Raw genomic sequence first — 21,088 nt, 5'->3', positions numbered from 1 at the left:
GATCGCTGCGCTAAAGCGGTTCACACCTTCTGCACAGAGGTGGGACCGGTGGTGCCAATTTAGTGCGCGACACCCTGGCTTGAACCGCTTTGGTGCTTTTTGCCTTTAATGCAGGCCTGCCAACCTCCATGGAAAATATGCAAAGTGCTGTGGACACGCTTGTTCACAGCTCCAACACCCTGTTCATCCTGATCGGTGCGGTCATGGTTTTGGCCATGCACGCCGGCTTCGCGTTCCTGGAAGTCGGTACCGTACGCCAGAAAAACCAGGTGAATGCCCTGTCGAAGATCCTCAGCGACTTCGCTATCTCTACCCTGGCCTATTTCTTTATAGGCTATTGGATCTCCTACGGCGTGACCTTCATGCAACCGGCGGCGGTGATCAGCGCCGATCATGGCTACGGCCTGGTGAAGTTTTTCTTCCTGCTGACGTTTGCAGCGGCGATTCCGGCGATTATTTCCGGGGGGATTGCCGAGCGCGCCAGGTTCGCTCCGCAGCTGTGTGCCACCGCGCTGATCGTGGCGTTTATCTACCCGTTTTTCGAAGGTATGGTGTGGAACGGCAACTTCGGCCTGCAAGCCTGGCTGCTGGCAACCTTTGGTGCCAGCTTTCACGATTTTGCCGGTTCCGTGGTGGTGCATGCCATGGGCGGCTGGCTGGCGCTGGCGGCGGTGCTGCTACTGGGACCGCGCAATGGTCGATACCGGGAAGGGCGCTTGGTGGCCTTTGCGCCGTCGAGCATTCCGTTCCTGGCGCTGGGCTCGTGGATCCTGATTGTCGGCTGGTTCGGCTTTAACGTGATGAGCGCGCAGACTCTCAATGGCGTCAGCGGTTTGGTCGCCGTGAACTCGTTGATGGCCATGGTCGGCGGCACCGTTGCCGCGTTGGTGATCGGCCGCAATGACCCAGGCTTCCTGCATAACGGCCCGTTGGCCGGGCTGGTGGCGATCTGCGCCGGTTCCGACCTGATGCACCCGGTGGGCGCGCTGGCAACCGGTGCGGTGGCCGGTGGATTGTTTGTGTGGTTCTTCATCGCGGCCCAGGATCGCTGGAAGATCGACGATGTGCTGGGTGTATGGCCGCTGCATGGCTTGTGCGGCGTGTGGGGCGGCATTGCGTGCGGCATCTTTGGCCAGACGGCCCTTGGCGGCCTGGGCGGTGTGAGCCTGATCAGCCAGTTGATCGGCACGGCACTGGGCGTGGCGGTGGCGCTGGTCGGCGGGCTGTTGGTGTACGGCGTGATCAAGCGCGTGCACGGGCTGCGCCTGAGCCAGGAGCAGGAGTACTACGGCGCGGACCTGTCGATCCACAAGATTGGGGCGGTCAGTCAGGATTGATCGGTTTTTCGGTCTGCGCATCAAAGCCGTGCAATAGGCGATAACGGTCATGGCGCACCTCATCCACCCGCGCCTGCACCTGGTGGTCCGGCAGGCCCAGCAGGATCAAGGCGTGGGAGGCGAGCATCAGGCTCGATTCCAGTAGCTCGGGCACCACTTCGCTGGCGCCCGCAGCTTTCAACTCGGCCAGTTGGCTGTCATCGCGCGTGCGCACCAGCACGGGGACGTGCGGGTTGATCCTCCTGGCTTCTTTCAGGACGGTCAGGGCCACATCGCTGTTATCCACGGCAATCACCACCAGCCGCGCGCGCTCCAGGCCGACCGCACTGAGCAGCGCCCCACGGCGGCAGTCGCCGTAATGCACGCTGCTGTCTTCGGTGGCGGCCTCTTTCACGCGCTCGGGGTCGTCATCCAGGGCGATGAACGCCTGATGTTCCCGGCGCAAAAAGCGCCCGATGGATTGCCCGACGCGGCCATACCCGCAAATCACCGCGTGGCCATGTAAGTCGGCATTGAGCGCGGTGATTTCCTCCAGTTGCACCTGCTGGTTGGGCTTGCGGTGCAGGCGCAGGGCGACGCCCGGTGCGGCGCGCAGCAACAGCGGGGTCAGCAGCATCGAGCAGAAGGTGGCGGCCAGCAGCAAACCGTTGAATTCGTCCGGAATCAGCCGGCTCTGCTGCATCTGCGCCATCAACGCGAAGCAGAATTCGCCGCCTTGCGCCAGGGCAAGGCCGCTGCGCCATGCGGTTTCACCGTCGCTGCCGCGCAGCTTGACCAGGGCTGCCACCACACAGCCCTTGATCAGCATCAGCGCGAGGGTCAGGCCGAGGATCAGCAGGCTGTGGCTGACGAACAGCTGCAGGTCGATAAGCATGCCGATGCTGACGAAAAACAGCCCAAGCAGAATGTCGCGAAATGGCCGTATGTCCGCTTCAATCTGATGCCGGTAATGGCTTTCCCCCAACAGCATGCCCGCCAGAAAAGCCCCGAGGGCAGGGGAGAGGCCGAGCAAATGCGTGAGCCAGGCGGTGAGCAAGACGATCACCAGCACCAACAGCACAAACAGTTCAGCCGAATGGGACGCGGCAACTTCGTGGAACAGGCGGGGCAGCAACCAACGACTGGCGAACAGCAAGCCGACGAACAACAGCACGGTTTTGCCCAGCGTCAGCGGCAGCGCCCAATACCAGGCGTGTTCGCTGCTGCCGGCAAACACCGGCACCAACGTGAGCAGCAACACCGCCACCACATCCTGGAACAGCAATACGCCAATCGCGTTCTGGCCGTGGCTGCTGAAGATTTCCCCCAGGCTGCTCAGCTCCTTGCTGACAATCGCGGTGGAGGACAATGCCAGCCCCGCGCCGAGCATCAGCGCGACGCTTGGCGACAGACCGAAGCCCATCAACAGCCCTCCCAGCAAGGCTGCACACCCCAGCACCTGCAAACTGCCCAAGCCAAACACCACGCTGCGCAGGGCAAGCATCCTGGTCAGGGAAAACTCCAACCCCAAAGAAAACAGCAGGAACACCACCCCCAATTCGGCAAGGTCGGGCAGCTCTTCGCTGTCATTCACCCAATCCAGAGCGGTGGGCCCCAACGCCAGGCCCACGCACAGGTAACCCAGCACGGGCGGCAATTGCAGGCGGCGAAACAGCGCTATCACCACCAGGGATGAGGCCAGAATGATCAGCAGATTGGCAAACACAGGCGGCTTCCTTGCAGGTTGAGCGGACAAAAAGGCGCGAGAATCGCTGAATCAGTTATAGGCCATGGTGATCTGGGTCAGGCTTTCCATTCCAAGCGGGCGAGTTGTGGCCAGCGGGCCCGTCGTGGTGAGCGGGCTTGCTGTGGCGAGCGGGCTTGCCCCGCGTTGGGGCGCGAAGCGCCCCTGAAGCCTGCCTGCGAGTCCATCCTGAACAAACACACCAGCCGCCTGAGCCGTTTCGCCAACCAACGCAGATCAGCCCGCTCGCCACCGGTATTTGGCAGGCTTAGAATGGTTGCCTGTTTCCTGATCAGGCCAATTCGCCATGCTTCCTGAATGCCAGTTGTTCGGCACCCTGGGTTGCCATCTTTGTGAGATTGCCGAAGTCGAAATCATGCCGCTCGTCGAACACGGGTTGCTGGTGGAACTGGTGGATATCACCGATCCCGATGACCTTACAGACGCCTACAGCCTGCGGATTCCGGTGCTTCGCCGGGTGGATACCGGGGCCGAGCTGGACTGGCCATTCGACACAGCACAGGTGGTTGCCTTCCTGTCCTAGGCGTTCTCCGATGGCGAGTTTCCAAATATTACGTTACTGTATGTTTGTACAGCGATTGAATAGAGGGAACGCCCGTGGTGAATGTTGAACAATTGAAAAGCAGCGTCAATCGCATGTCCGCCGACGTCGTGCGCGACGCGGTGAACGAGCTGCGCCTCGACGGCCTGGTCACGGAAGGCAAGACGCCGTTTAACAAAGTGCATTTCAATACCTGCTTTGCCGAGATCGAAGCGTTGTTCCAGCGCGCCGGCTATCACAAACAGTTGGATGTAGTGGGTTACCAAGGGTTGTTGTACGCGCTTTACGATCCCGGTCGCTGGGAAGCGGTGGACGTACTGCGTTGGCTCAAGGAGTTCACCGAAGCGGCCAGCGCTTCGCCGATCCTGCGCGCGCAATTGGCCAAGGCCTGAGATCCGCCCTAGGCTCCATCGCGCTCCATGCGGGATAATGCCCGCCTGATTTTCCAGGCCTCGAGCATTGTCATGTCATCTTCCGGTTTTTCCGCGTCGCAACACCAAGCCAGCACGTTGTATTTGCCACCTGGCCCGTGGACGACGGTGCTGGAGTGTCTGTGTGAGCATTTCCCTGCGATTGGCTGTGAACGCTGGCTGGACCGCATCGCCCGTGGCCGTGTACTCGACATCAACGGCACGCCGATCCAAATGGATTTGGCCTACAAGGAAGGCCTGTGCATTTACTACTTCCGTGAAGTGCCGAATGAGAAAGTCATTCCGGTTGAGGAAACCATCCTGTATGCCGACGAGCACCTGGTGGTCGCCGACAAACCGCATTTTCTCCCGGTAACCCCGGCGGGCGAGTACGTTGAACAGACCCTGTTGCGCCGCTTGATCCGGCGCCTGGATAACCCTGCTCTGGTGCCCTTGCACCGCATCGACCGGCACACCGCAGGGCTGGTGCTGTTTTCGGCCAACCCGCGCAGCCGTTCAGCCTATCAACAGCTGTTTCCAACACGGCGCATCGACAAATTCTATGAAGCCATCGCTCCCGCGTTGCCTGATTTGACCTTCCCCATGGTTCACAAAAGCCGTCTGGTGGAGGGCGAACCGTTCTTTCGCATGCAGGAAGGCCCCGGCGTCAGCAACACCGAGACGGCGGTAGAAGTCCGTGAGAAAAACGCCGACCTGTGGCGTTACGGCCTGTTCCCCGTGACCGGCAAGAAACACCAGTTGCGCGTACACATGACCGCGCTGGGGGCGAGTATCTGCAATGACCCGTTCTACCCCGACGTCATCAAGGACGCCGAGGACGATTACGCCAACCCGCTCAAACTGCTGGCCCAGGGCGTGCGGTTTATCGACCCGGTCACCGGTGAGCAACGCGATTTCCGCAGCCTGATCACCCTCGACTGGTAATTGCGGAAACGACAAGGCCCGCGCGAGGCGGGCCTTGTGGGTCCAGCGTTAAGACTTACAGGTCTTTAACGGTGCGAACCTGATCCTTGTTGATGCGAGTCTGCTTGCCGTCAAGTTGTTCGAACTCGTAGAAGCCCGAAGCCTTATCGAATTTAGGGGTGTCGACGGCCTGGATTTCGCGACCGTCATTCAGGGTGATCACTGTAGGCGAGGCGCAACCGGCGAGAGTAGCGAGGCCCAGTGCAAGCATGAGAGCGGCGATGGTCCGTTGAGTCATGAGTGTGTCTCCGAGAGAATGCTTTGAAATTGCTGACCTTGTGACGCGCGGCGCGTCGACAAAGTTCCTTGTGCGAGGTTCATTCTGACACGCCGCAGGCTGCGTGCAACAGTTCAGGTGTATTCAGGTTGGCCAGGCGCGGGTCATTGGCCGGGCACTCCAGGCCCACGCCGCCCAGTTGCAGCAGAATCTTGCGCGGGCTGCGTTCACCAGCGTCCCAGGCCCGTTCGACCTCAGTTTTAAGGTGGGTTGGGATGATGCAAATCAAGGGTTCCCAGAATTCGCCCTGGCGCACCATCACCGGCACCTGCGGCGTGCGGCGTGCAGTTTCACGCAGATCGGCAAGCAGCGCCGCGTCGATGTTTGGCACGTCGCAGGGCAGTATCAGCAGCTGCGCATGGCGCGCGGCGGCGAGCCCGGCGCGGATGCCTGCCAGCGGGCCGGGAAAGTCCGGGCTGTCGTCGCTCACCAACTGGTCGGCGTAGGGCGCATACAGGTCATGGTTGCGATTGCACGAGATGATCAGGTCATCCGTCAGCGCCCGGGTCAGGCGTTGCAGGTGGGCAATCAACGGCTGGCCGTGCCACGCCAGCAGGCCCTTGTCCTGACCACCCATGCGTTGGCCACGGCCACCGGCCAATAGCAGAATCGAACAGGGCAGGGGCGAAGAATCGAGAGACATGGCGGTTCCGCTGCGGCAGGTAATAGGGCCCTGTGATATAACATCGGGCTGTTCCTTCGACAACCGGACCGAGCCATGAATGCCAAGGCTGATGCGCCCTTCGTACCCCTGAATATTGCTGTACTGACTGTCAGCGACACCCGCACCCTGGACACCGACACCTCGGGCCAGGTCTTCGTCGACCGGCTGACCGCCGCCGGCCACACCCTGGCCGAGCGCGTGCTGCTCAAGGACGACCTCTACAAAATCCGCGCGAAAGTCGCCCACTGGATCGCCGAAGACGTGGTGCAAGTGGTGCTGATCACCGGCGGCACCGGCTTCACCGGGCGCGACAGCACGCCCGAAGCGGTGAGCTGCCTGCTCGACAAACACGTCGACGGCTTTGGCGAACTGTTCCGCCAGATCTCCGTGGCCGATATCGGCACCTCCACCGTGCAATCGCGCGCCCTGGCCGGCCTGGCCAATGGCACGCTGGTGTGCTGCCTGCCGGGTTCGACCAACGCGGTGCGTACCGGCTGGGACGGCATCCTCGCCGAGCAACTGGACAACCGTCATCGCCCCTGCAACTTCGTTCCTCACTTGAAGCAGGCCGAACCCTGCGAATCCCGTGGATAAGCCCGGCAAAACCGGCGCCCTGATGCCAGTGGAAGACGCGCTGCGCCAACTGCTGGACATGGCCGAAGCCGCGCCGATCCGTGAGCCGCACGTGGTGCCGCTGGCCGACTGCGACGGCCGCGTGCTCGCGCAAGACCTGATCTCTACGCTCGACTTGCCGCCTTGGCCGAACAGCGCCATGGACGGTTACGCCCTGCGCCTGGCGGACTGGAACGGCGAGCCGTTGCCCGTCAGCCAGCGCATCTTCGCCGGCCAGGCGCCGCAGCCGTTGGCCGCCGGCACCTGCGCGCGCATCTTTACCGGTGCGCCGGTGCCCGAAGGCGCCGATTGCGTAGAGATGCAGGAAAACGCCGTGGTCCACGCCGACGAACGCGTGAGCTTTACCGAGCCGTTGCAGGCGCACCAGAACATCCGCCCGCAAGGCCAGGAAACCACCGTCGGCGAGTTGGTGTTGAGCGCCGGCACTCGCCTGGGCCCGATCGAGCTGGGCCTGGCCGCCTCACTGGGGCACGACCGCTTGAACGTGGTGCGCCGCGTGCGCGTGGCCGTGTTGTCCACCGGCGACGAGTTGATCGAGCCCGGTTTGCCGCTCGGCCCGGGGCAGATCTACAACAGCAACCGACGCGTGCTATGCAGCTGGCTGGCGCGCATGGGCTGCGAGGTGATCGACGCCGGGATTCTGCCGGATGACCTGGAGAAAACCCGCAAACGCCTGTCGGACCTGGGCACTGTCGACCTGATTCTGTCGACCGGTGGTGTGTCGGTGGGCGAGGCTGACTTTCTCGGTATCGCCCTGCGTGAGGAGGGCGAGTTGGCCCTGTGGAAGCTGGCGATCAAACCAGGTAAACCGCTGACCTTTGGGCATTTTCGCGGTGTGCCGGTGATCGGCCTGCCCGGCAACCCGGCCTCGACCCTGGTGACCTTTGCGCTGCTGGCGCGGCCTTATCTGCTGCGCCGCCAAGGCGTGCAAGATGTCGAGCCGTTGCGTTTCGAAGTGCCGGTGGGTTTCACCTGGCCCAAGCCGGGCAACCGCCGCGAGTACCTGCGCGGGCGTATCGAGCAAGGCAAGGCGATCATCTACCGCAACCAGAGCTCCGGCGTGCTGCGCAGCGCGGCGTGGGCAGAAGGGTTTGTGGAGGTGTTGGAGGGGACGACGCTGGCTATTGGGGATCGGGTCAATTTCATTCCCCTGAGTGAAGTCCTGAACTGACAATAGAGAATTACTGTGGGAGCTGGCTTGCCTGCGATAGCGGTCTACCTGTTCCAGATGAGCAAGCTGACACACCGCTATCGCAGGCAAGCCAGCTCCCACATGTGTATGCGTGAATGTCTGAGATGCTCAGTAATCATCCCCACGCTCAGTCACATCCCGCTCCACCGGCTCGGCGTTCGGGTCGTAGCCTACCGGGAACTTGCCCTTCAGCGTCCACGCAAACGCGATAATTTCTGCCACCGTGCGGTACAACTCTTCGGGGATGCTGTCGCCCAGCTCCATGCGCGCCAGCAGCTTCACCAGCTCGGCGTTCTCATAGATCGGCACTTCATTTTCCCGCGCCAGCTTCAGAATGGCTTCGGCCAATGCATCGTCGCCCTTGGCCGTCAGGGTCGGTGCTTGCTGGCCGTCGTACTTGAGGGCAATCGCCTGGCGTGGTGGGGTTGGATTTTTCATGCGGTTTCATCCACCCAGCGTTGTTCCAGGCCGGTTCTTGGTCCGCGCGGTGGGGTGCCGAGGTGGCAATCCAGGTCGCCGACGTTGAGGCCCGAGGTCACCAGGCGCTCGCGCAAATGGCCCAAATGGCTTTCGATCAAACTGGCGGTAAAGGGCCGGGTTGCCCATAGCTGGCTGGACAGTTTGCCCTGGGTCAGTTGCGCCTGAACCTGCAATGGCCCCAGCGGCTCCATGTCGAACGCCAACTCGACGCGCCAGAGCATCTGCTTGGGGTCTTTCTTGTCTTTGCGTTCGGGCTGGTCCTTGTCCGGCGTCGGTTCCTCGCGCTGGAACTTGACCTGCAACGGCACGATGTCCTGCAAGGTGCGCATGGGGATTTCCAGTTGCCAGGTGGTTTGCAAGCGGCCATCGGCGGTGGTGCCGGTTTGCTCCAGGCTCGACAGCTGATGGCTCTGCAGGCGCGAAATCGCACCGGCGGCCAGGCGCAGCAGGTTTTCCAGGTCGCTTTCGCCTTCCAGGCGCTGCATCAACCGATCCGGCAGCGGAAAGCCGGCGGGTGCCTGGCGCGCGCCGATCTGGCCGAGCGTATTCAGCGGGTTACGCACAAAATTGGGCAGTACCTGGGCCAGGGTATTGGCGGCGAGGATGGCATTGAGGTTGGTGGCACTGGGCAGTGCCGGCAGCAAGTCGGCGACCAGGCGCAGCAATGCGCCTTTCATGTCCAGCGGCGGGATTTGCGGGTTTTGCCCGGCGAGTAACTTGGCCTCCAGAAACGCGCCGCTGTTCTGTACCAGCTGCGCCAACACCTTGGGGTTACTCACTTGTGCCAGGTCGGGCAACGCCGCCAGCAACCGCGCCGCCGCGGCGCGCAGGTCGGTGGACGTGCTGTCGTCGGTGGGCAGGTTTTGCAGGGCGGTGAAGACCACGTCCAGCGAGCCTTGACGACTTTGCTGGGTGGAAAGCTGTTGGGCCACCGCCAATTGATCCTTGAGCCCGCTCAACGGCACGAAGTTCAAGGTCTGCGCATTTTGCACCACGGCGCTGAGCAAGCTGCCCACCCGCAGTGGCTGCGGGCTTTCCAACGTCAGCGTGGTGCCGGCGAGGGCGTTGTTGAGCACCGTCACCAGCGAGCGGTAGATCGCCGGTTGCGTGGTGCCTTGCGGCAACATCTGGGTGGTCAGCACCTTGGCTTGCAACAGCGTGCCCACCGGCATTTGCGTGGTGTCGATACGGGTGAGGGCGGCCACGTTGGCGCTCAAGGCCTGCTGCAGCGAGAGCGTCAGGTTGCCGGCTGGCGTCTGGCTCACCGCTACATTGCTGCCCAACGGCAGAGGCTGGGCGCTGCTGGCTTGCACCAGGGTCTGGCGGCCGCCTTCAAGGGTCAATTTGAGCAACAGCTGAAACGCATCGCCGCCTTGTTTAAGCGCGATCACCTCGGCGTTGGCGGTTTTCCCAGGGTCGATCAGTCCGGCCTGCGGCTCCAGCAGTTTGAGCAACTCGCCGGTCGGCGGCAGCGGGGCAGGCCCGGGCGCCGGGGCAGGAGGCAGCGTAGGAAGGTTGATCTCACCGGTCATCGTGCGCATCGTCTCTGGGGAAATTGCCCTCTTTAGAGTAGGGCATCACATGTATAATGCCGCCCGTCTGCAAAGAGAGCGGTAAAAACCTCACAACTATTTGATCCAGCTCTCTAAAATCGGTCGCCAAAGCCGTTATTGTGCATCTCTCTATAACGGCCGCTGCACCGCCGACTTGAACCGTAAAGGCCCGCGATCTCTTGACCAGCCCTCTTCTTGAAGCCGTAGCGCTCGCCTGTGAACGCGACCTGCGGATGCTGTTCGAACACCTCGAACTGCGTCTGACGGGCGGCGACATGGTGCAAATCAGCGGCCCCAACGGCAGCGGCAAGACCAGTTTGCTGCGCCTGCTGGCCGGTTTGATGCAGCCGACGGCAGGGGGTGTGCGTCTCAACGGTAAGCCGCTCAACGAACAACGCACTGAGTTGGCCCGCAACCTTGTCTGGATCGGCCACGCCGCCGGCATCAAGGACGTGCTCACGCCGGAAGAGAACCTCAGCTGGCTCAGCGCCCTGCATCACCCGGCCTCCCGTGATGCCATTTGGCAAGCCCTGGCGGCCGTCGGCCTCAAAGGCTTTGAAGATGTTCCCTGCCATACCCTGTCCGCCGGCCAGCAGCGCCGCGTAGCGCTGGCGCGCTTGTACCTGCCGGGCCCGCCGCTGTGGATTCTCGACGAACCGTTCACCGCCCTCGACAAACAAGGCGTCGCCCAGCTCGAAGAACACCTGGCCCGGCACTGCGAGCAGGGCGGTTCAGTGGTGCTCACCACGCACCACACGCTGACGCGCATGCCCGCCGGTTACCGTGATCTGGATTTGGGCCGGTGGTCGGTATGAGTGTGTTCGCGCTGTTGGTCGCCCGTGAAGCACGGCTGTTGTGCCGTCGCCCGGCTGAATTGGCCAATCCGCTGGTGTTCTTTGCCATCGTCATCGCCTTGTTCCCGTTGGCGGTCGGTCCCGAGACTAAACTGTTGCAAACCTTGTCCCCAGGATTGGTGTGGGTCGCTGCGCTTTTATCGGTGCTGCTCTCGCTGGACGGGCTGTTTCGCAGCGATTTCGAAGACGGTTCCCTCGAACAGTGGGTCCTTTCGTCGCACCCGCTGCCACTTCTGGTTCTGGCCAAGGTACTGGCACACTGGGCTTTTTCCGGCTTGGCGCTAGTCTTGCTCTCACCGTTGCTGGCGATGATGCTGGGCTTGCCCGTCGAATGCCTGCCGGTATTGTTGCTGTCCTTGTTGCTCGGTACGCCGGTGCTCAGCCTGTTGGGGGCGGTGGGCGCAGCGTTGACCGTCGGTTTGAAGCGGGGTGGCCTGTTGCTGGCCCTGCTGATTCTGCCTTTGTATATCCCGGTGTTGATCCTGGGCAGCGGCGCCTTGCAGGCCGCGCTCATGGGCATGCCGGCGACCGGTTACCTCCTGTGGCTTGGCAGCCTGACCGCCCTGGCGGTAACCCTGACACCCTTTGCTATAGCGGCTGGCCTGAAGATCAGCGTCGGCGAATAATAAGGTCTGGTTAAGCGTTATTAACCAGTAAAGACCCTGAGTTTCTCGCCAAGACGAGAAACCACCGTGATGGAAACAGCAATGAACTGGACCTGGTTTCACAAGCTCGGCTCGCCCAAATGGTTTTACGGCATCAGCGCCAAGCTGCTGCCGTGGTTGAGCGTCGCCGCCGTGTTGCTGATCGGCATCGGCCTGGTCTGGGGCCTGGCCTTCGCACCGCCGGACTACCAGCAAGGCAACAGCTTTCGCATCATCTATATCCACGTGCCTGCCGCGATGCTGGCGCAGTCCTGCTACGTGATGCTGGCCGTGTGCGGCGTGGTCGGGCTGGTGTGGAAGATGAAGCTGGCCGACGTCGCCCTGCAATGCGCGGCGCCCATCGGCGCGTGGATGACCGCCGTGGCGCTGGTCACTGGCGCCATCTGGGGCAAGCCGACCTGGGGTTCATGGTGGGTGTGGGACGCGCGCCTGACCTCGATGCTGATCCTGCTGTTTCTGTACTTTGGCCTTATCGCCCTGGGCAATGCCATCAGCAACCGCGACAGCGCCGCGAAGGCCTGCGCGGTGCTGGCGATTGTCGGCGTGATCAACATCCCGATCATCAAATACTCGGTGGAGTGGTGGAACACCCTGCACCAGGGCGCCACGTTCACCCTGACCGAAAAACCGGCGATGCCCGTGGAAATGTGGGCGCCGCTGCTGCTGATGGTGCTGGGGTTCTACTGCTTCTTCGGCGCCGTGCTGCTGATGCGCATGCGTCTGGAAGTGCTCAAGCGTGAGGCCCGCACCAGCTGGGTCAAGGCTGAAGTGCAAAACAGCCTGGGAGCGCGGGGATGAGTTTCAACTCTTTCAGTGATTTTCTCGCCATGGGCCACCACGGCCTGTATGTCTGGACGGCCTATGGCATCTGCCTGGCAGTGCTGGCCCTCAACGTCGCCGCGCCGATCCTGGCCCGCAAGCGTTACCTGCAACAAGAGGCGCGCCGTTTGCGCCGGGAGACCGATAAGTGAATCCGCTGCGTAGAAAGCGTCTGTTGATCATCCTGGCCATCCTGGTCGGTGTGAGTGTTGCCGTGGGCCTGGCGATGAGCGCCCTGAGGGAGAACATCAACCTGTTCTACACCCCGACCCAGATCGCCAACGGCGAAGCGCCGGTAGACACGCGCATTCGCGCGGGCGGCATGGTGGAGAAGGGCTCGCTGAAACGTTCCGGTGATTCCCTCGACGTCACCTTCGTGGTCACCGACTTCAACAAGGCCGTAACCATCACCTATCGCGGCATCCTCCCGGACCTGTTCCGCGAAGGCCAGGGCATCGTCGCCCTCGGCAAGCTCAATGCCGACGGCGTGGTGGTGGCCGATGAAGTGCTGGCCAAGCACGATGAGAAATACATGCCGCCGGAAGTCACCAAGGCCCTGAAAGACAGCGGCCAACCCGCTCCAACCCCAGCAAAGGAGGGCTAAGTTGATGACGTCCGCACTGTTTATTCCCGAGCTGGGCCAGTTGGCGATGATCCTCGCCCTGTGCTTTGCCGTCGTGCAGGCCGTGGTGCCGTTGCTTGGCGCCTGGCGCGGCGACCGCCTGTGGATGAGCCTGGCCCAGCCGGCCGCCTGGGGCCAGTTTGCCTTTCTGTTGTTCGCGTTTGGTTGCCTGACCTATGCCTTCATGACTGACGACTTTTCTGTCGCCTATGTCGCCAACAACTCCAACAGCGCGCTGCCCTGGTACTACAAATTCAGCGCCGTGTGGGGCGCCCACGAAGGCTCGTTGCTGTTGTGGGCCTTGATTCTCGGCGGCTGGACCTTCGCCGTGTCGGTGTTCTCGCGCCAACTGCCGCAAGTCATGCTGGCGCGGGTGCTGGCGGTGATGGGCATGATCAGCATTGGTTTTCTGCTGTTCCTGATCATGACCTCCAACCCATTCAGCCGCATCCTGCCGCAGATCCCTGTGGACGGGCATGACCTCAACCCATTGCTGCAAGACATCGGCCTGATCGTGCACCCGCCGATGCTCTACATGGGTTACGTGGGTTTCTCGGTGGCCTTTGCCTTCGCCATCGCCGCTTTGCTCGGCGGGCGTCTGGATGCCGCCTGGGCGCGCTGGTCGCGGCCGTGGACCATCGTCGCCTGGGCCTTTCTCGGTATCGGCATCACCTTGGGCTCGTGGTGGGCCTATTACGAACTCGGCTGGGGCGGCTGGTGGTTCTGGGACCCGGTCGAAAACGCCTCGTTCATGCCGTGGCTGGTGGGCACCGCGCTGATTCACTCGTTGGCGGTCACCGAAAAACGCGGCGTGTTCAAAAGCTGGACCGTGTTGCTGGCCATCGCCGCGTTTTCCCTCAGTTTGCTTGGCACGTTCCTTGTGCGTTCGGGCGTGCTGACGTCGGTGCATGCGTTTGCGTCCGACCCGGCGCGGGGCGTGTTCATCCTGATCTTCCTGCTGTTTGTGGTGGGCGGCTCGCTCACCCTGTTTGCGTTGCGCGCGCCGGTGGTCAAGAGCCAGGTCGGCTTCAACCTGTGGTCGCGTGAAACGCTGTTGCTGGGCAATAACCTGGTGCTGGTGGTGGCCGCGTCGATGATCCTGCTCGGTACCTTGTACCCGCTGGTGCTGGACGCGCTGAGCGGCGCCAAGCTGTCGGTTGGCCCGCCGTACTTCAACGCGTTGTTTATCCCGCTGATGGGCCTGCTGATGGTGGTGATGGCAGTCGGCGTATTGGTGCGCTGGAAAGACACCCCGGTGAAATGGCTGGCTGGCATGCTGATGCCGGTGCTGCTGGGCAGTGTGGCCTTGGCGGTGATCGCAGGCTTTGCCTATGGCGACTTCAACTGGGCGGTGCTCGCGACCTTCCTGCTCGCCGCCTGGGTATTGCTGGCCGGCGTGCGCGACATTGTCGACAAAACCCGCCATAAAGGCCTGATCAAAGGCTTGCCGACATTGACCCGCAGCTATTGGGGCATGCAGGTCGCGCACCTCGGCATCGCCGTGTGCGCCCTCGGCGTGGTGCTCTCCAGCCAGAACAGCGCCGAGCGCGACCTGCGCCTGGCACCCGGCGAGTCCATGGACCTGGCCGGTTACCACTTCATCTTCGAAGGCGCCAAGCACTTTGAAGGCCCGAACTTCACGTCGGACAAAGGCACTATTCGTGTGGTGCGCAACGGCAAGGAAGTGGCCGTGCTGCACCCGGAAAAACGCCTGTACACCGTGCAGAGTTCGATGATGACCGAAGCCGGCATCGACGCCGGTTTCACCCGCGACCTTTATGTGGCGCTGGGCGAGCCGCTGGGCGACGGCGCCTGGGCGGTGCGCGTGCACGTCAAACCGTTTGTGCGCTGGATTTGGTTCGGTGGGTTGCTCACCGGCGTGGGTGGCTTGCTGGCCGCGTTGGACCGGCGTTATCGCGTCAAAGTAAAAAGCCGGGTGCGTGAAGCCCTCGGCCTGCAAGGAGCGCCGGCATGAAGCGTTGGTTGATGGTGTTACCGCTGGCGGCCTTTCTGGTGGTGGCGGTGTTTCTTTATCGCGGCTTGTACCTGGACCCGGCCGAGCTGCCTTCGGCGATGATCGGCAAGCCATTCCCGGCGTTCAGCCTGAAGACCGTGCAGGGCGACAAGACCCTGACCCAGGCCGACCTGCTGGGCAAGCCGGCGCTGGTCAACGTGTGGGCGACCTGGTGCATCTCGTGCCGCGTCGAGCACCCGGTGTTGAACAAACTCGCCGAGAAGGGCGTGGTGATCTACGGCATCAACTACAAGGACGACAATGCGGCGGCCCTGAAGTGGCTGGCGGAGTTCCACAACCCGTACCTGATGGATATCCGCGATGAAGACGGCAACCTCGGTTTGAACCTCGGCGTGTACGGCGCTCCGGAAACCTTCTTTATCGACGCCAAAGGCGTGATTCGTGACAAGTACGTCGGCGTGATCGATGAAGTGGTCTGGCGCGAGCAACTGGCCGCCAAGTACCAGGCGCTGGTCGATGAGGCCAAGCCATGAAGCGTCTGTTAGCCGCTGCTGTTCTTGCGCTTGGATTGGTCGGCGTCGCGCATGCGGCCATCGACACCTACGAATTCGCCAAGGACGGTGACCGTGAGCGTTTTCGCGAATTGACCAAGGAACTGCGCTGCCCCAAGTGCCAGAACCAGGATATCGCCGACTCCAACGCGCCCATCGCCGCCGACCTGCGCAAAGAGATCTTCCGCATGCTGGGTGAGGGCAAGGACAACCAGCAGATCATCGACTTCATGGTCGAGCGCTACGGTGATTTCGTGCGTTACAAACCGGCCCTTACCGGCAAGACCGCGCTGCTCTGGTTCGGTCCCGCCGGGCTGCTGCTGGCCGGTGTGGTGGTCATGGCCGTGATCGTCCGCCGCCGCCGCGCCGCGCCTACCGATGGCTCCGACGCCTTATCCCCCGAAGAGCGCAAACGCCTCGACCAATTGCTGGACACCAAGACTGATGATTGATTTTTGGCTCGCAGCAGGGTTGCTGCTCCTGATTGCCCTGAGTTTCCTGTTGATCCCTGTATTGCGCGGCCGTCGCGCCCAGCGTGAAGAGGACCGCACCGCGCTGAACGTAGCGCTCTACCAGGAACGCGTCGCCGAGTTGCAAGTGCAGCAGGACGAAGGCGTGCTGAATGCCGCGCAACTCGACACCGGCCGCGCCGAAGCGGCCCGTGAGCTGCTGGCCGATACCGAAGGCGCGGAAACGCCTCGCGAATCGCGCCTGGGCAAACCGTTGCCGTTTTTGGCGGCGTTTCTGGTGCCGGTCCTGGGCGTTGCGCTGTACCTGCATTACGGGGCGAGTGACAAGGTTGAACTCACCCGCGAATTCTCCCAGCCGCCGGTGTCGATGCAAGACATGACCCAGCGCCTGGAACGCGCCGCCGCTGCCCAGCCGGATTCGCCGGAAGGGTTGTACTTCCTCGGTCGCGCCTACATGGCCCAGGACCGTTCCGCCGATGCGGCCAAAGTCTTCGAGCGCACCGTGGCTTTGGCCGGCCGCCAGCCGGAACTGCTCGGCCAGTGGGCGCAGGCGCAGTATTTTGCCGACAACAAACAGTGGTCGCCCAAGGTGCAGGCGCTGACCGATGAAGCCTTGAAGCTGGACCCCAAGGAAGTCACCAGCCTTGGCCTGTTGGGTATTGCCGCCTTTGAAGGCCAGCGTTATCAGGACGCCATCGACTATTGGAACCGCCTGTTGGCGCAGCTGCCACCGGAAGACAATTCCAGGGTCGCGCTGCAAGGTGGTATCGACCGAGCGGCGGAAAAGCTCAGGGAGAGCGGCGGTACTGTCGCTCAAGCGCCCAAGGCTGTTCTTAAAGTGCGCGTGGATTTGTCCGCCGAGGTGAAGGCCAAAGCCCTGCCCACCGACAGCGTGTTCATCTTCGCCCGTGCCGTCTCCGGCCCGCCTGCACCGCTGGCGGCCAAGCGCGTGACCGTCGCCGAACTGCCTGTCACCGTCGAACTGGGCGATGCGGACGCGATGATGCCGCAGTTGAAACTGTCGAACTTCCCCGAAGTCCAACTGGTTGCGCGCATATCCCGGGCCGGTCAACCGACCGCTGGCGAGTGGATCGGCCGCAGCCAACCCTTGGCCAGCACTGCCACTGCGCTGCAGCAGCTGACCATCGACAGTCCGGACAAGTAAATCGAGGAAAACGCCTATGACCGCCTTTGCACGCATCACCCTGCTCAGCCTGGTACTCGGCCTGAGCGCTTGTGCGGTCCACCGGCCACCTCCGGCACCCACCGGCCCGACCATCCCGCCGTCGGGCCCTTCGACCCAGCCAAGCACCCAACCGTCCGGCCCGGTGACCCCGCCGCCGAAACCGCTGCCAAGCAAATCGCCGACCTTCGCCCCACCACCGGGCGCCGCCAGCCACTGGGACGGCAAGATGCAGGTGTACGTGCTGGAAGAACAGCCCGACACCTTCTACCGCCAGCGCACCTATTACCGCTGGAGCAACGGCTGGAGCCGCTCCATCAGCCCGAACGGGCCGTGGGAAGAGACCGATGTGCACGGCGTACCGCCGGGGCTGAGCAAGCAATACGCGCAATGAAAAAAGGCGACCTTCGGGTCGCCTTTTTCATACCCGTGGAATGCATTCTTGCATCCACTGGAGGCCAAATGTGGGAGCGGGCTTGCTCGCGAAGGCGCAGTGTCAGCCAGCCTATCAATCACTGACCCACCGCCTTCGCGAGCAAGCCCGCTCCCACAGTTTTGAGCTCTATCAGATCTGAATGTTAGGTCTGTTTCGCCATCGTGCGAGAAATCCCCTGATGTACACCACACCCAGTGTGGGAGCGGGCTTGCCTGCGATAGCCGTGTGTCAGCCATAAGTCCGCCAGCGGACCCACCGCCATCGCAGGCAAGCCAGCTCCCACAGGAATCACCGCGCTATCAAGCGGCGGGACACTCCCTATCCAGCACCTGATCTACTGACAGCTGAGCAATCTCAATCATCTGCACCACCGCCAGCACCTGCTTGCGGCCTGTGCCCTCCAAATGCTCGGCACAGTCGTGCGCACACACACCGTCGCCGATTCCAGCATCTCGCTGGCAGTGGTCAGGGCAACTTCGATGCTGAGGCCGGGGCGGAGGGTGAAGATGAGGTCGGGTGGTGTATGTGGGGTGGTAGACCGGTCATAGAAACCCGGCAGGCCGAAGCCTCCCGTGCACAGCCGCCCCAAAGCAGGTTGCAAAGGGTGAGCCATACGCAGGTTGGTCGACCGGGGAATGGGAGACCCGGCAGGGCTTGGCCCTCCTGCGTACGGCTCGGCCCACATAATGCAGAGCGGTTAAATGACTGAGCGTAGGGAAAGTCTTGTTCAGCTGTCGTTGTATCGATCGTTCCCACGCAGAGTGTGGGAACGATCGGTCAACACTGAATACCTTAAGGCAAGCTGTGTCCGCGATCATCATTCCATGCAGGTTTTTGGCGTGATGCGCAGTGTCCCCGTCTTGACCATTTCACTGTTCAGCGCGGGCTCTTCAGTCGCCGTGAATATCAGAGGGTAAGGCTCGCTCTTGGCCAGCGCGGCATTCACCCGTGCCATGAACGCCTCCTCACTTTTGGCGTAGAAAATCCACTGCACCTGCTGGTCAGCCGTCACTGTGCACACAAACTTCGCAAGCCCTTGCGCCTCCACGGCCGGCACGACCTGCTGGCGCATCTGGCCCATCCTGTAGACGTCGCCCGGTAAAGGCACGGGGAAAGGTGAGTCGTATTGCCAGGTGATCCTGACCTTGTAAGGCAGCGCCTGTTTTTCAGCGACCGAGATCGAGCGTTCGCCCTGGTAGCTCAGGACCTTGGGCGTTTCCGGGAAGTCGGCTGGCTGATAACCGTCCGGGCCCGCATCAGCCGAAGGTTGGCGACCGGGCGTCGTGTCGAGCACGGCGAGGACGTCCTTGAGCATTTTCGCTTTTTGCGCTTGCCGGTCGGCCACGCAACGCTCGAATGCCGCACTTGCTGCAGAGCCTTTATCCAAGCACTGATCGCGTACAGCCACCGGCGGTGGTTGAGGGGCAGGGGTGGCGCAACCCGCGAGGAGCAGGCTGGCGAGCGTCAGCCCGCACAGTCGGTGATAGGCCAGAGGACGTGTTTTGTCAGTGAACATCCGTGTTTTTCCTTTAACGCTGCGGGAGTGCCATCGAGTAGTGGCTAGTTGATGGCGCGAAGTGTGCCAGACGTCTTCGCCGCAGACCACTGGATACCCACCTCCAACCTTTCACAAAACCTTCATCAAACCGCCGCACGCCAGTCATGTGCAAGTAATAGCACTGACACCTGGCGCGCCTACTGTCGTTTGAACTCAACCGCAGCCATCCCCTGGCTGTTCAAACCAGACAGAGATGCCCATGACTCACGCTATCCATGTCGATCACTTGAACAAGACCTTTGCGAAGAAATCCGCACTGGTCGACCTCGAACTCACCATTGCTGCCGGTGAGATGGTCGCGCTGATTGGCGCTTCCGGGTCCGGCAAGTCCACGTTGCTGCGCCACTTGGCAGGCCTGGCCTGTTGCGACAAAAGCAACGGCGGCAGCGTCAAGGTGCTGGGCCGGGAGGTGCAGGCCAGTGGACGGTTGAATGGCAAGGTGCGGCGGCTGCGTGCAGACATCGGCTACATCTTCCAGCAGTTCAACCTGGTCAATCGCCTGAGCGTGCTCGACAACGTGCTGCTCGGTTGCCTGGGCCGCATGCCGCGCTGGCGCGGCAACCTGGGTTTGTTCAATGCCGAGGAAAAGGCCTTTGCCCTCGAATCCCTCGCCCGTGTTGGCCTGGCCGATCTGGCCGCGCAACGTGCGTCGACCTTGTCCGGCGGTCAGCAGCAGCGCGTGGCGATTGCCCGTGCCTTGACCCAGCGCGCCGAAGTGATTCTGGCCGATGAGCCTATCGCGTCGCTGGACCCGGAGTCGGCGCGCAAGGTCATGGAGATCCTCGCCGACATCAACCGCCGCGACGGCAAGACCGTGGTGGTGACCCTGCATCAAGTCGATTACGCCATGCGTTATTGCCCGCGGGCTGTGGCCCTCAAAGGTGGACGGATTCATTTCGACGGGCAGGGCAGCGCCATGAGCAGCCAGTTCCTCAACGATTTGTACGGTGCCGACGTCGACACCAGCCTGATGTTTTCCGACCAGACCCGCCACACCGACGTTACCCCTCGGCTGGCCCTGGCGCGCGCTTGAAACCTTACTCACGACCCACAGGAATTCCTTCCATGTTGAACCGTATCGGCCACGTGTTTCTGTCTGCGGTGTTGCTGGCCGGCGTCGCACTGGGCAGCGCCCAGGCCGCCGACAAAACCATCAACTTCGGCATCATGTCCACCGAGTCCTCGCAGAACCTCAAGAGCATCTGGCAGCCGTTTCTGGATGACATGCACAAGAAGACCGGCCTGACCATCAACGCCACCTTCGCCTCCGACTACGCCGGGCTGATCCAGGGCATGCGCTTCAACAAGGTCGACGTGGCCTGGCTGGGCAACAAGGCGGCGATGGAAGCCGTGGACCGCTCCAACGGCGAGATCTTCGCCCAGACCGCCGCCGCCAACGGTGCCGCCGGTTACTGGAGCGTGCTGATCGTGCGCAAGGACAGCCCGATCAACAACGTTGACGACATGCTCAAGAACGCCAAGAACCTGACCTTCGGCAACGGCGACCCGAACTCCACCTCGGGCTACCTGGTGCCGGGCTACTACGTGTTTGCCAAGAACAATGTGGATGCCGCCACCGCATTCAAACGCACGCTGAACTCCAGCCATGAAGTCAACGCACTCAGCGTGGCCAAAGGGCAGTTGGACGTTGCCACCTTCAACACCGAAAGCTGGGACCGCCTTGAAGTCACACAGCCGGACAAGGCCGCCATGCTCAAGGTGATCTGGAAATCGCCGCTGATCCCGGCTGACCCGATGGTGTGGAGCAAGGCGCTGAGCGACAGCGAGAAGACCAAGATCCGCGATTTCTTCGCCTACTACGGCGACACCGATGAAGAGAAGGCCGTGCTGAAGAACATGCAGCTGGGCAAGTTCCTGCCGTCGAGCGATGACCAGCTGTTGCCGATCCGCCAGCTTGAGCTGTTCAAGCAGCGCACCACCATCAGCGCTGACGACCACCTCGAAGCCGCTGACAAGGCCAAGAAGCTGGCGGACATCGACGCCGACCTGGCCAAGCTGCAGCAGCGCATCAGCGAGCTGGACAAGAAGACTGCAGCCAACGGCTAACCCCTGTAGGAACCGGGCTCTATGTGGGAGCGGGCTTGCTCGCGAATACGGTGTGTCATTCAACGCATCCGGC

Annotated in this window: 25 protein-coding genes; 18 read left to right on the top strand and 7 right to left on the bottom strand. The window is 62.3% G+C overall.

Annotated elements, in window-relative coordinates; translation table 11 throughout:
* Window positions 1-128: 128 nt before the first annotated feature.
* The gene (locus tag AACW30_RS19355; RefSeq protein WP_200623062.1) at window positions 129-1,337 is read left to right on the top strand and encodes an ammonium transporter; all 1,209 of its coding nucleotides are present in this window, start codon (window positions 129-131) and stop codon (window positions 1,335-1,337) included.
* On the opposite strand, the gene AACW30_RS19350 is transcribed toward AACW30_RS19355, so the two are convergent.
* Window positions 1,324-3,042, bottom strand: coding sequence for a cation:proton antiporter (locus AACW30_RS19350; RefSeq protein WP_200623060.1), 1,719 nt, complete (start codon window positions 3,040-3,042; stop codon window positions 1,324-1,326). The genes AACW30_RS19355 and AACW30_RS19350 overlap by 14 nt on opposite strands.
* Window positions 3,043-3,367: 325 nt before the next feature.
* On the opposite strand from AACW30_RS19350, the gene AACW30_RS19345 reads away from it, so the two are divergent.
* The 3 genes from AACW30_RS19345 (at window position 3,368) to AACW30_RS19335 (ending at window position 4,977) form a co-directional block, all read left to right on the top strand.
* Window positions 3,368-3,604 carry a glutaredoxin family protein gene (locus AACW30_RS19345; protein ID WP_106576797.1) on the top strand — a complete coding sequence of 79 codons (237 nt, stop codon included), beginning with the start codon at window positions 3,368-3,370 and terminating at the stop codon, window positions 3,602-3,604.
* Window positions 3,605-3,678: 74 nt separating this feature from the next.
* Window positions 3,679-4,014 (top strand): hypothetical protein, encoded by a 336-nt coding sequence (locus tag AACW30_RS19340; RefSeq protein ID WP_017529348.1) that lies wholly within the window; start codon window positions 3,679-3,681, stop codon window positions 4,012-4,014.
* 72 nt (window positions 4,015-4,086) lie between these two features.
* Window positions 4,087-4,977 (top strand): pseudouridine synthase, encoded by an 891-nt coding sequence (locus tag AACW30_RS19335; protein ID WP_200623058.1) that lies wholly within the window; start codon window positions 4,087-4,089, stop codon window positions 4,975-4,977.
* Window positions 4,978-5,032: 55 nt separating this feature from the next.
* On the opposite strand, the gene AACW30_RS19330 is transcribed toward AACW30_RS19335, so the two are convergent.
* Together AACW30_RS19330 and mobA are read right to left on the bottom strand one after the other, a co-directional pair.
* A complete protein-coding gene (locus AACW30_RS19330; RefSeq protein ID WP_065901933.1) occupies window positions 5,033-5,254 on the bottom strand; it encodes a YgdI/YgdR family lipoprotein in 222 nt (73 codons plus the stop codon).
* Between the two features lie 79 nt (window positions 5,255-5,333).
* On the bottom strand, window positions 5,334-5,936 hold the full coding sequence (mobA, locus tag AACW30_RS19325; protein ID WP_124416829.1) for a molybdenum cofactor guanylyltransferase MobA: 603 nt from the start codon (window positions 5,934-5,936) through the stop codon (window positions 5,334-5,336).
* A 75-nt stretch (window positions 5,937-6,011) separates the two neighbouring features.
* Between mobA and moaB the strand changes: the two genes are divergently transcribed.
* Both moaB and AACW30_RS19315 read left to right on the top strand, forming a co-directional pair.
* Window positions 6,012-6,551, top strand: coding sequence for a molybdenum cofactor biosynthesis protein B (gene moaB / locus AACW30_RS19320; protein WP_169368563.1), 540 nt, complete (start codon window positions 6,012-6,014; stop codon window positions 6,549-6,551).
* 22 nt (window positions 6,552-6,573) lie between these two features.
* The gene (locus AACW30_RS19315; RefSeq protein ID WP_200623328.1) at window positions 6,574-7,761 is read left to right on the top strand and encodes a molybdopterin molybdotransferase MoeA; all 1,188 of its coding nucleotides are present in this window, start codon (window positions 6,574-6,576) and stop codon (window positions 7,759-7,761) included.
* Window positions 7,762-7,890: 129 nt separating this feature from the next.
* Here AACW30_RS19315 and AACW30_RS19310 read toward each other — a convergent pair whose 3' ends face one another.
* Both AACW30_RS19310 and fliK read right to left on the bottom strand, forming a co-directional pair.
* Window positions 7,891-8,220 carry an EscU/YscU/HrcU family type III secretion system export apparatus switch protein gene (locus AACW30_RS19310; RefSeq protein ID WP_053255183.1) on the bottom strand — a complete coding sequence of 110 codons (330 nt, stop codon included), beginning with the start codon at window positions 8,218-8,220 and terminating at the stop codon, window positions 7,891-7,893.
* Window positions 8,217-9,794, bottom strand: a complete 1,578-nt coding sequence (gene fliK, locus AACW30_RS19305; protein ID WP_106577282.1) for a flagellar hook-length control protein FliK — start codon at window positions 9,792-9,794, stop codon at window positions 8,217-8,219. The genes AACW30_RS19310 and fliK overlap by 4 nt, the downstream gene beginning before the upstream one ends.
* 200 nt (window positions 9,795-9,994) lie before the next feature.
* On the opposite strand from fliK, the gene ccmA reads away from it, so the two are divergent.
* The 10 genes from ccmA (at window position 9,995) to AACW30_RS19255 (ending at window position 17,348) form a co-directional block, all read left to right on the top strand.
* Window positions 9,995-10,630, top strand: coding sequence for a cytochrome c biogenesis heme-transporting ATPase CcmA (gene ccmA / locus AACW30_RS19300; RefSeq protein WP_106576794.1), 636 nt, complete (start codon window positions 9,995-9,997; stop codon window positions 10,628-10,630).
* On the top strand, window positions 10,627-11,295 hold the full coding sequence (ccmB, locus tag AACW30_RS19295) for a heme exporter protein CcmB (protein WP_003189951.1): 669 nt from the start codon (window positions 10,627-10,629) through the stop codon (window positions 11,293-11,295). Before ccmA ends, ccmB begins: the two co-directional genes overlap by 4 nt.
* 81 nt (window positions 11,296-11,376) lie before the next feature.
* On the top strand, window positions 11,377-12,132 hold the full coding sequence (locus tag AACW30_RS19290) for a heme ABC transporter permease (RefSeq protein WP_106576793.1): 756 nt from the start codon (window positions 11,377-11,379) through the stop codon (window positions 12,130-12,132).
* On the top strand, window positions 12,129-12,305 hold the full coding sequence (ccmD, locus tag AACW30_RS19285; protein WP_106576792.1) for a heme exporter protein CcmD: 177 nt from the start codon (window positions 12,129-12,131) through the stop codon (window positions 12,303-12,305). Before AACW30_RS19290 ends, ccmD begins: the two co-directional genes overlap by 4 nt.
* Window positions 12,302-12,757, top strand: a complete 456-nt coding sequence (gene ccmE, locus AACW30_RS19280; protein ID WP_106576791.1) for a cytochrome c maturation protein CcmE — start codon at window positions 12,302-12,304, stop codon at window positions 12,755-12,757. Before ccmD ends, ccmE begins: the two co-directional genes overlap by 4 nt.
* Before the next feature lie 4 nt (window positions 12,758-12,761).
* Window positions 12,762-14,750, top strand: a complete 1,989-nt coding sequence (locus AACW30_RS19275) for a heme lyase CcmF/NrfE family subunit (RefSeq protein ID WP_169368564.1) — start codon at window positions 12,762-12,764, stop codon at window positions 14,748-14,750.
* The gene (locus AACW30_RS19270; protein WP_119739509.1) at window positions 14,747-15,283 is read left to right on the top strand and encodes a DsbE family thiol:disulfide interchange protein; all 537 of its coding nucleotides are present in this window, start codon (window positions 14,747-14,749) and stop codon (window positions 15,281-15,283) included. Before AACW30_RS19275 ends, AACW30_RS19270 begins: the two co-directional genes overlap by 4 nt.
* A complete protein-coding gene (locus AACW30_RS19265; protein ID WP_124416835.1) occupies window positions 15,280-15,753 on the top strand; it encodes a cytochrome c-type biogenesis protein in 474 nt (157 codons plus the stop codon). The genes AACW30_RS19270 and AACW30_RS19265 overlap by 4 nt, the downstream gene beginning before the upstream one ends.
* Window positions 15,746-16,936: a c-type cytochrome biogenesis protein CcmI gene (gene ccmI / locus AACW30_RS19260; protein WP_200623057.1), complete on the top strand. Its 1,191-nt coding sequence runs from the start codon at window positions 15,746-15,748 to the stop codon at window positions 16,934-16,936. The genes AACW30_RS19265 and ccmI overlap by 8 nt, the downstream gene beginning before the upstream one ends.
* 16 nt (window positions 16,937-16,952) lie before the next feature.
* Complete coding sequence (locus AACW30_RS19255) at window positions 16,953-17,348, top strand: hypothetical protein (protein ID WP_179606983.1); 396 nt, start codon at window positions 16,953-16,955, stop codon at window positions 17,346-17,348.
* A gap of 341 nt (window positions 17,349-17,689) precedes the next feature.
* Here the strand turns inward: AACW30_RS19255 and AACW30_RS31605 are convergent, their stop codons facing one another.
* Together AACW30_RS31605 and AACW30_RS19250 are read right to left on the bottom strand one after the other, a co-directional pair.
* A complete protein-coding gene (locus tag AACW30_RS31605; protein ID WP_442793490.1) occupies window positions 17,690-17,770 on the bottom strand; it encodes a hypothetical protein in 81 nt (26 codons plus the stop codon).
* A 437-nt stretch (window positions 17,771-18,207) separates the two neighbouring features.
* Window positions 18,208-18,906, bottom strand: coding sequence for a DUF695 domain-containing protein (locus tag AACW30_RS19250; protein WP_234452474.1), 699 nt, complete (start codon window positions 18,904-18,906; stop codon window positions 18,208-18,210).
* A gap of 241 nt (window positions 18,907-19,147) precedes the next feature.
* Between AACW30_RS19250 and phnC the strand changes: the two genes are divergently transcribed.
* Together phnC and phnD are read left to right on the top strand one after the other, a co-directional pair.
* Window positions 19,148-19,981 carry a phosphonate ABC transporter ATP-binding protein gene (gene phnC / locus AACW30_RS19245; RefSeq protein ID WP_119739515.1) on the top strand — a complete coding sequence of 278 codons (834 nt, stop codon included), beginning with the start codon at window positions 19,148-19,150 and terminating at the stop codon, window positions 19,979-19,981.
* A 32-nt stretch (window positions 19,982-20,013) separates the two neighbouring features.
* A complete protein-coding gene (gene phnD, locus AACW30_RS19240; protein ID WP_200623055.1) occupies window positions 20,014-21,015 on the top strand; it encodes a phosphonate ABC transporter substrate-binding protein in 1,002 nt (333 codons plus the stop codon).
* The last annotated feature ends 73 nt before the right edge of the window (window positions 21,016-21,088 follow it).

This window comes from Pseudomonas sp. MF6747 (assembly GCF_963890955.1).
Classification (GTDB): Bacteria; Pseudomonadota; Gammaproteobacteria; order Pseudomonadales; family Pseudomonadaceae; genus Aquipseudomonas.
Note: the sequence above shows the minus strand (reverse complement) of the source record. Positions and strands in the feature narration are given on the sequence as shown.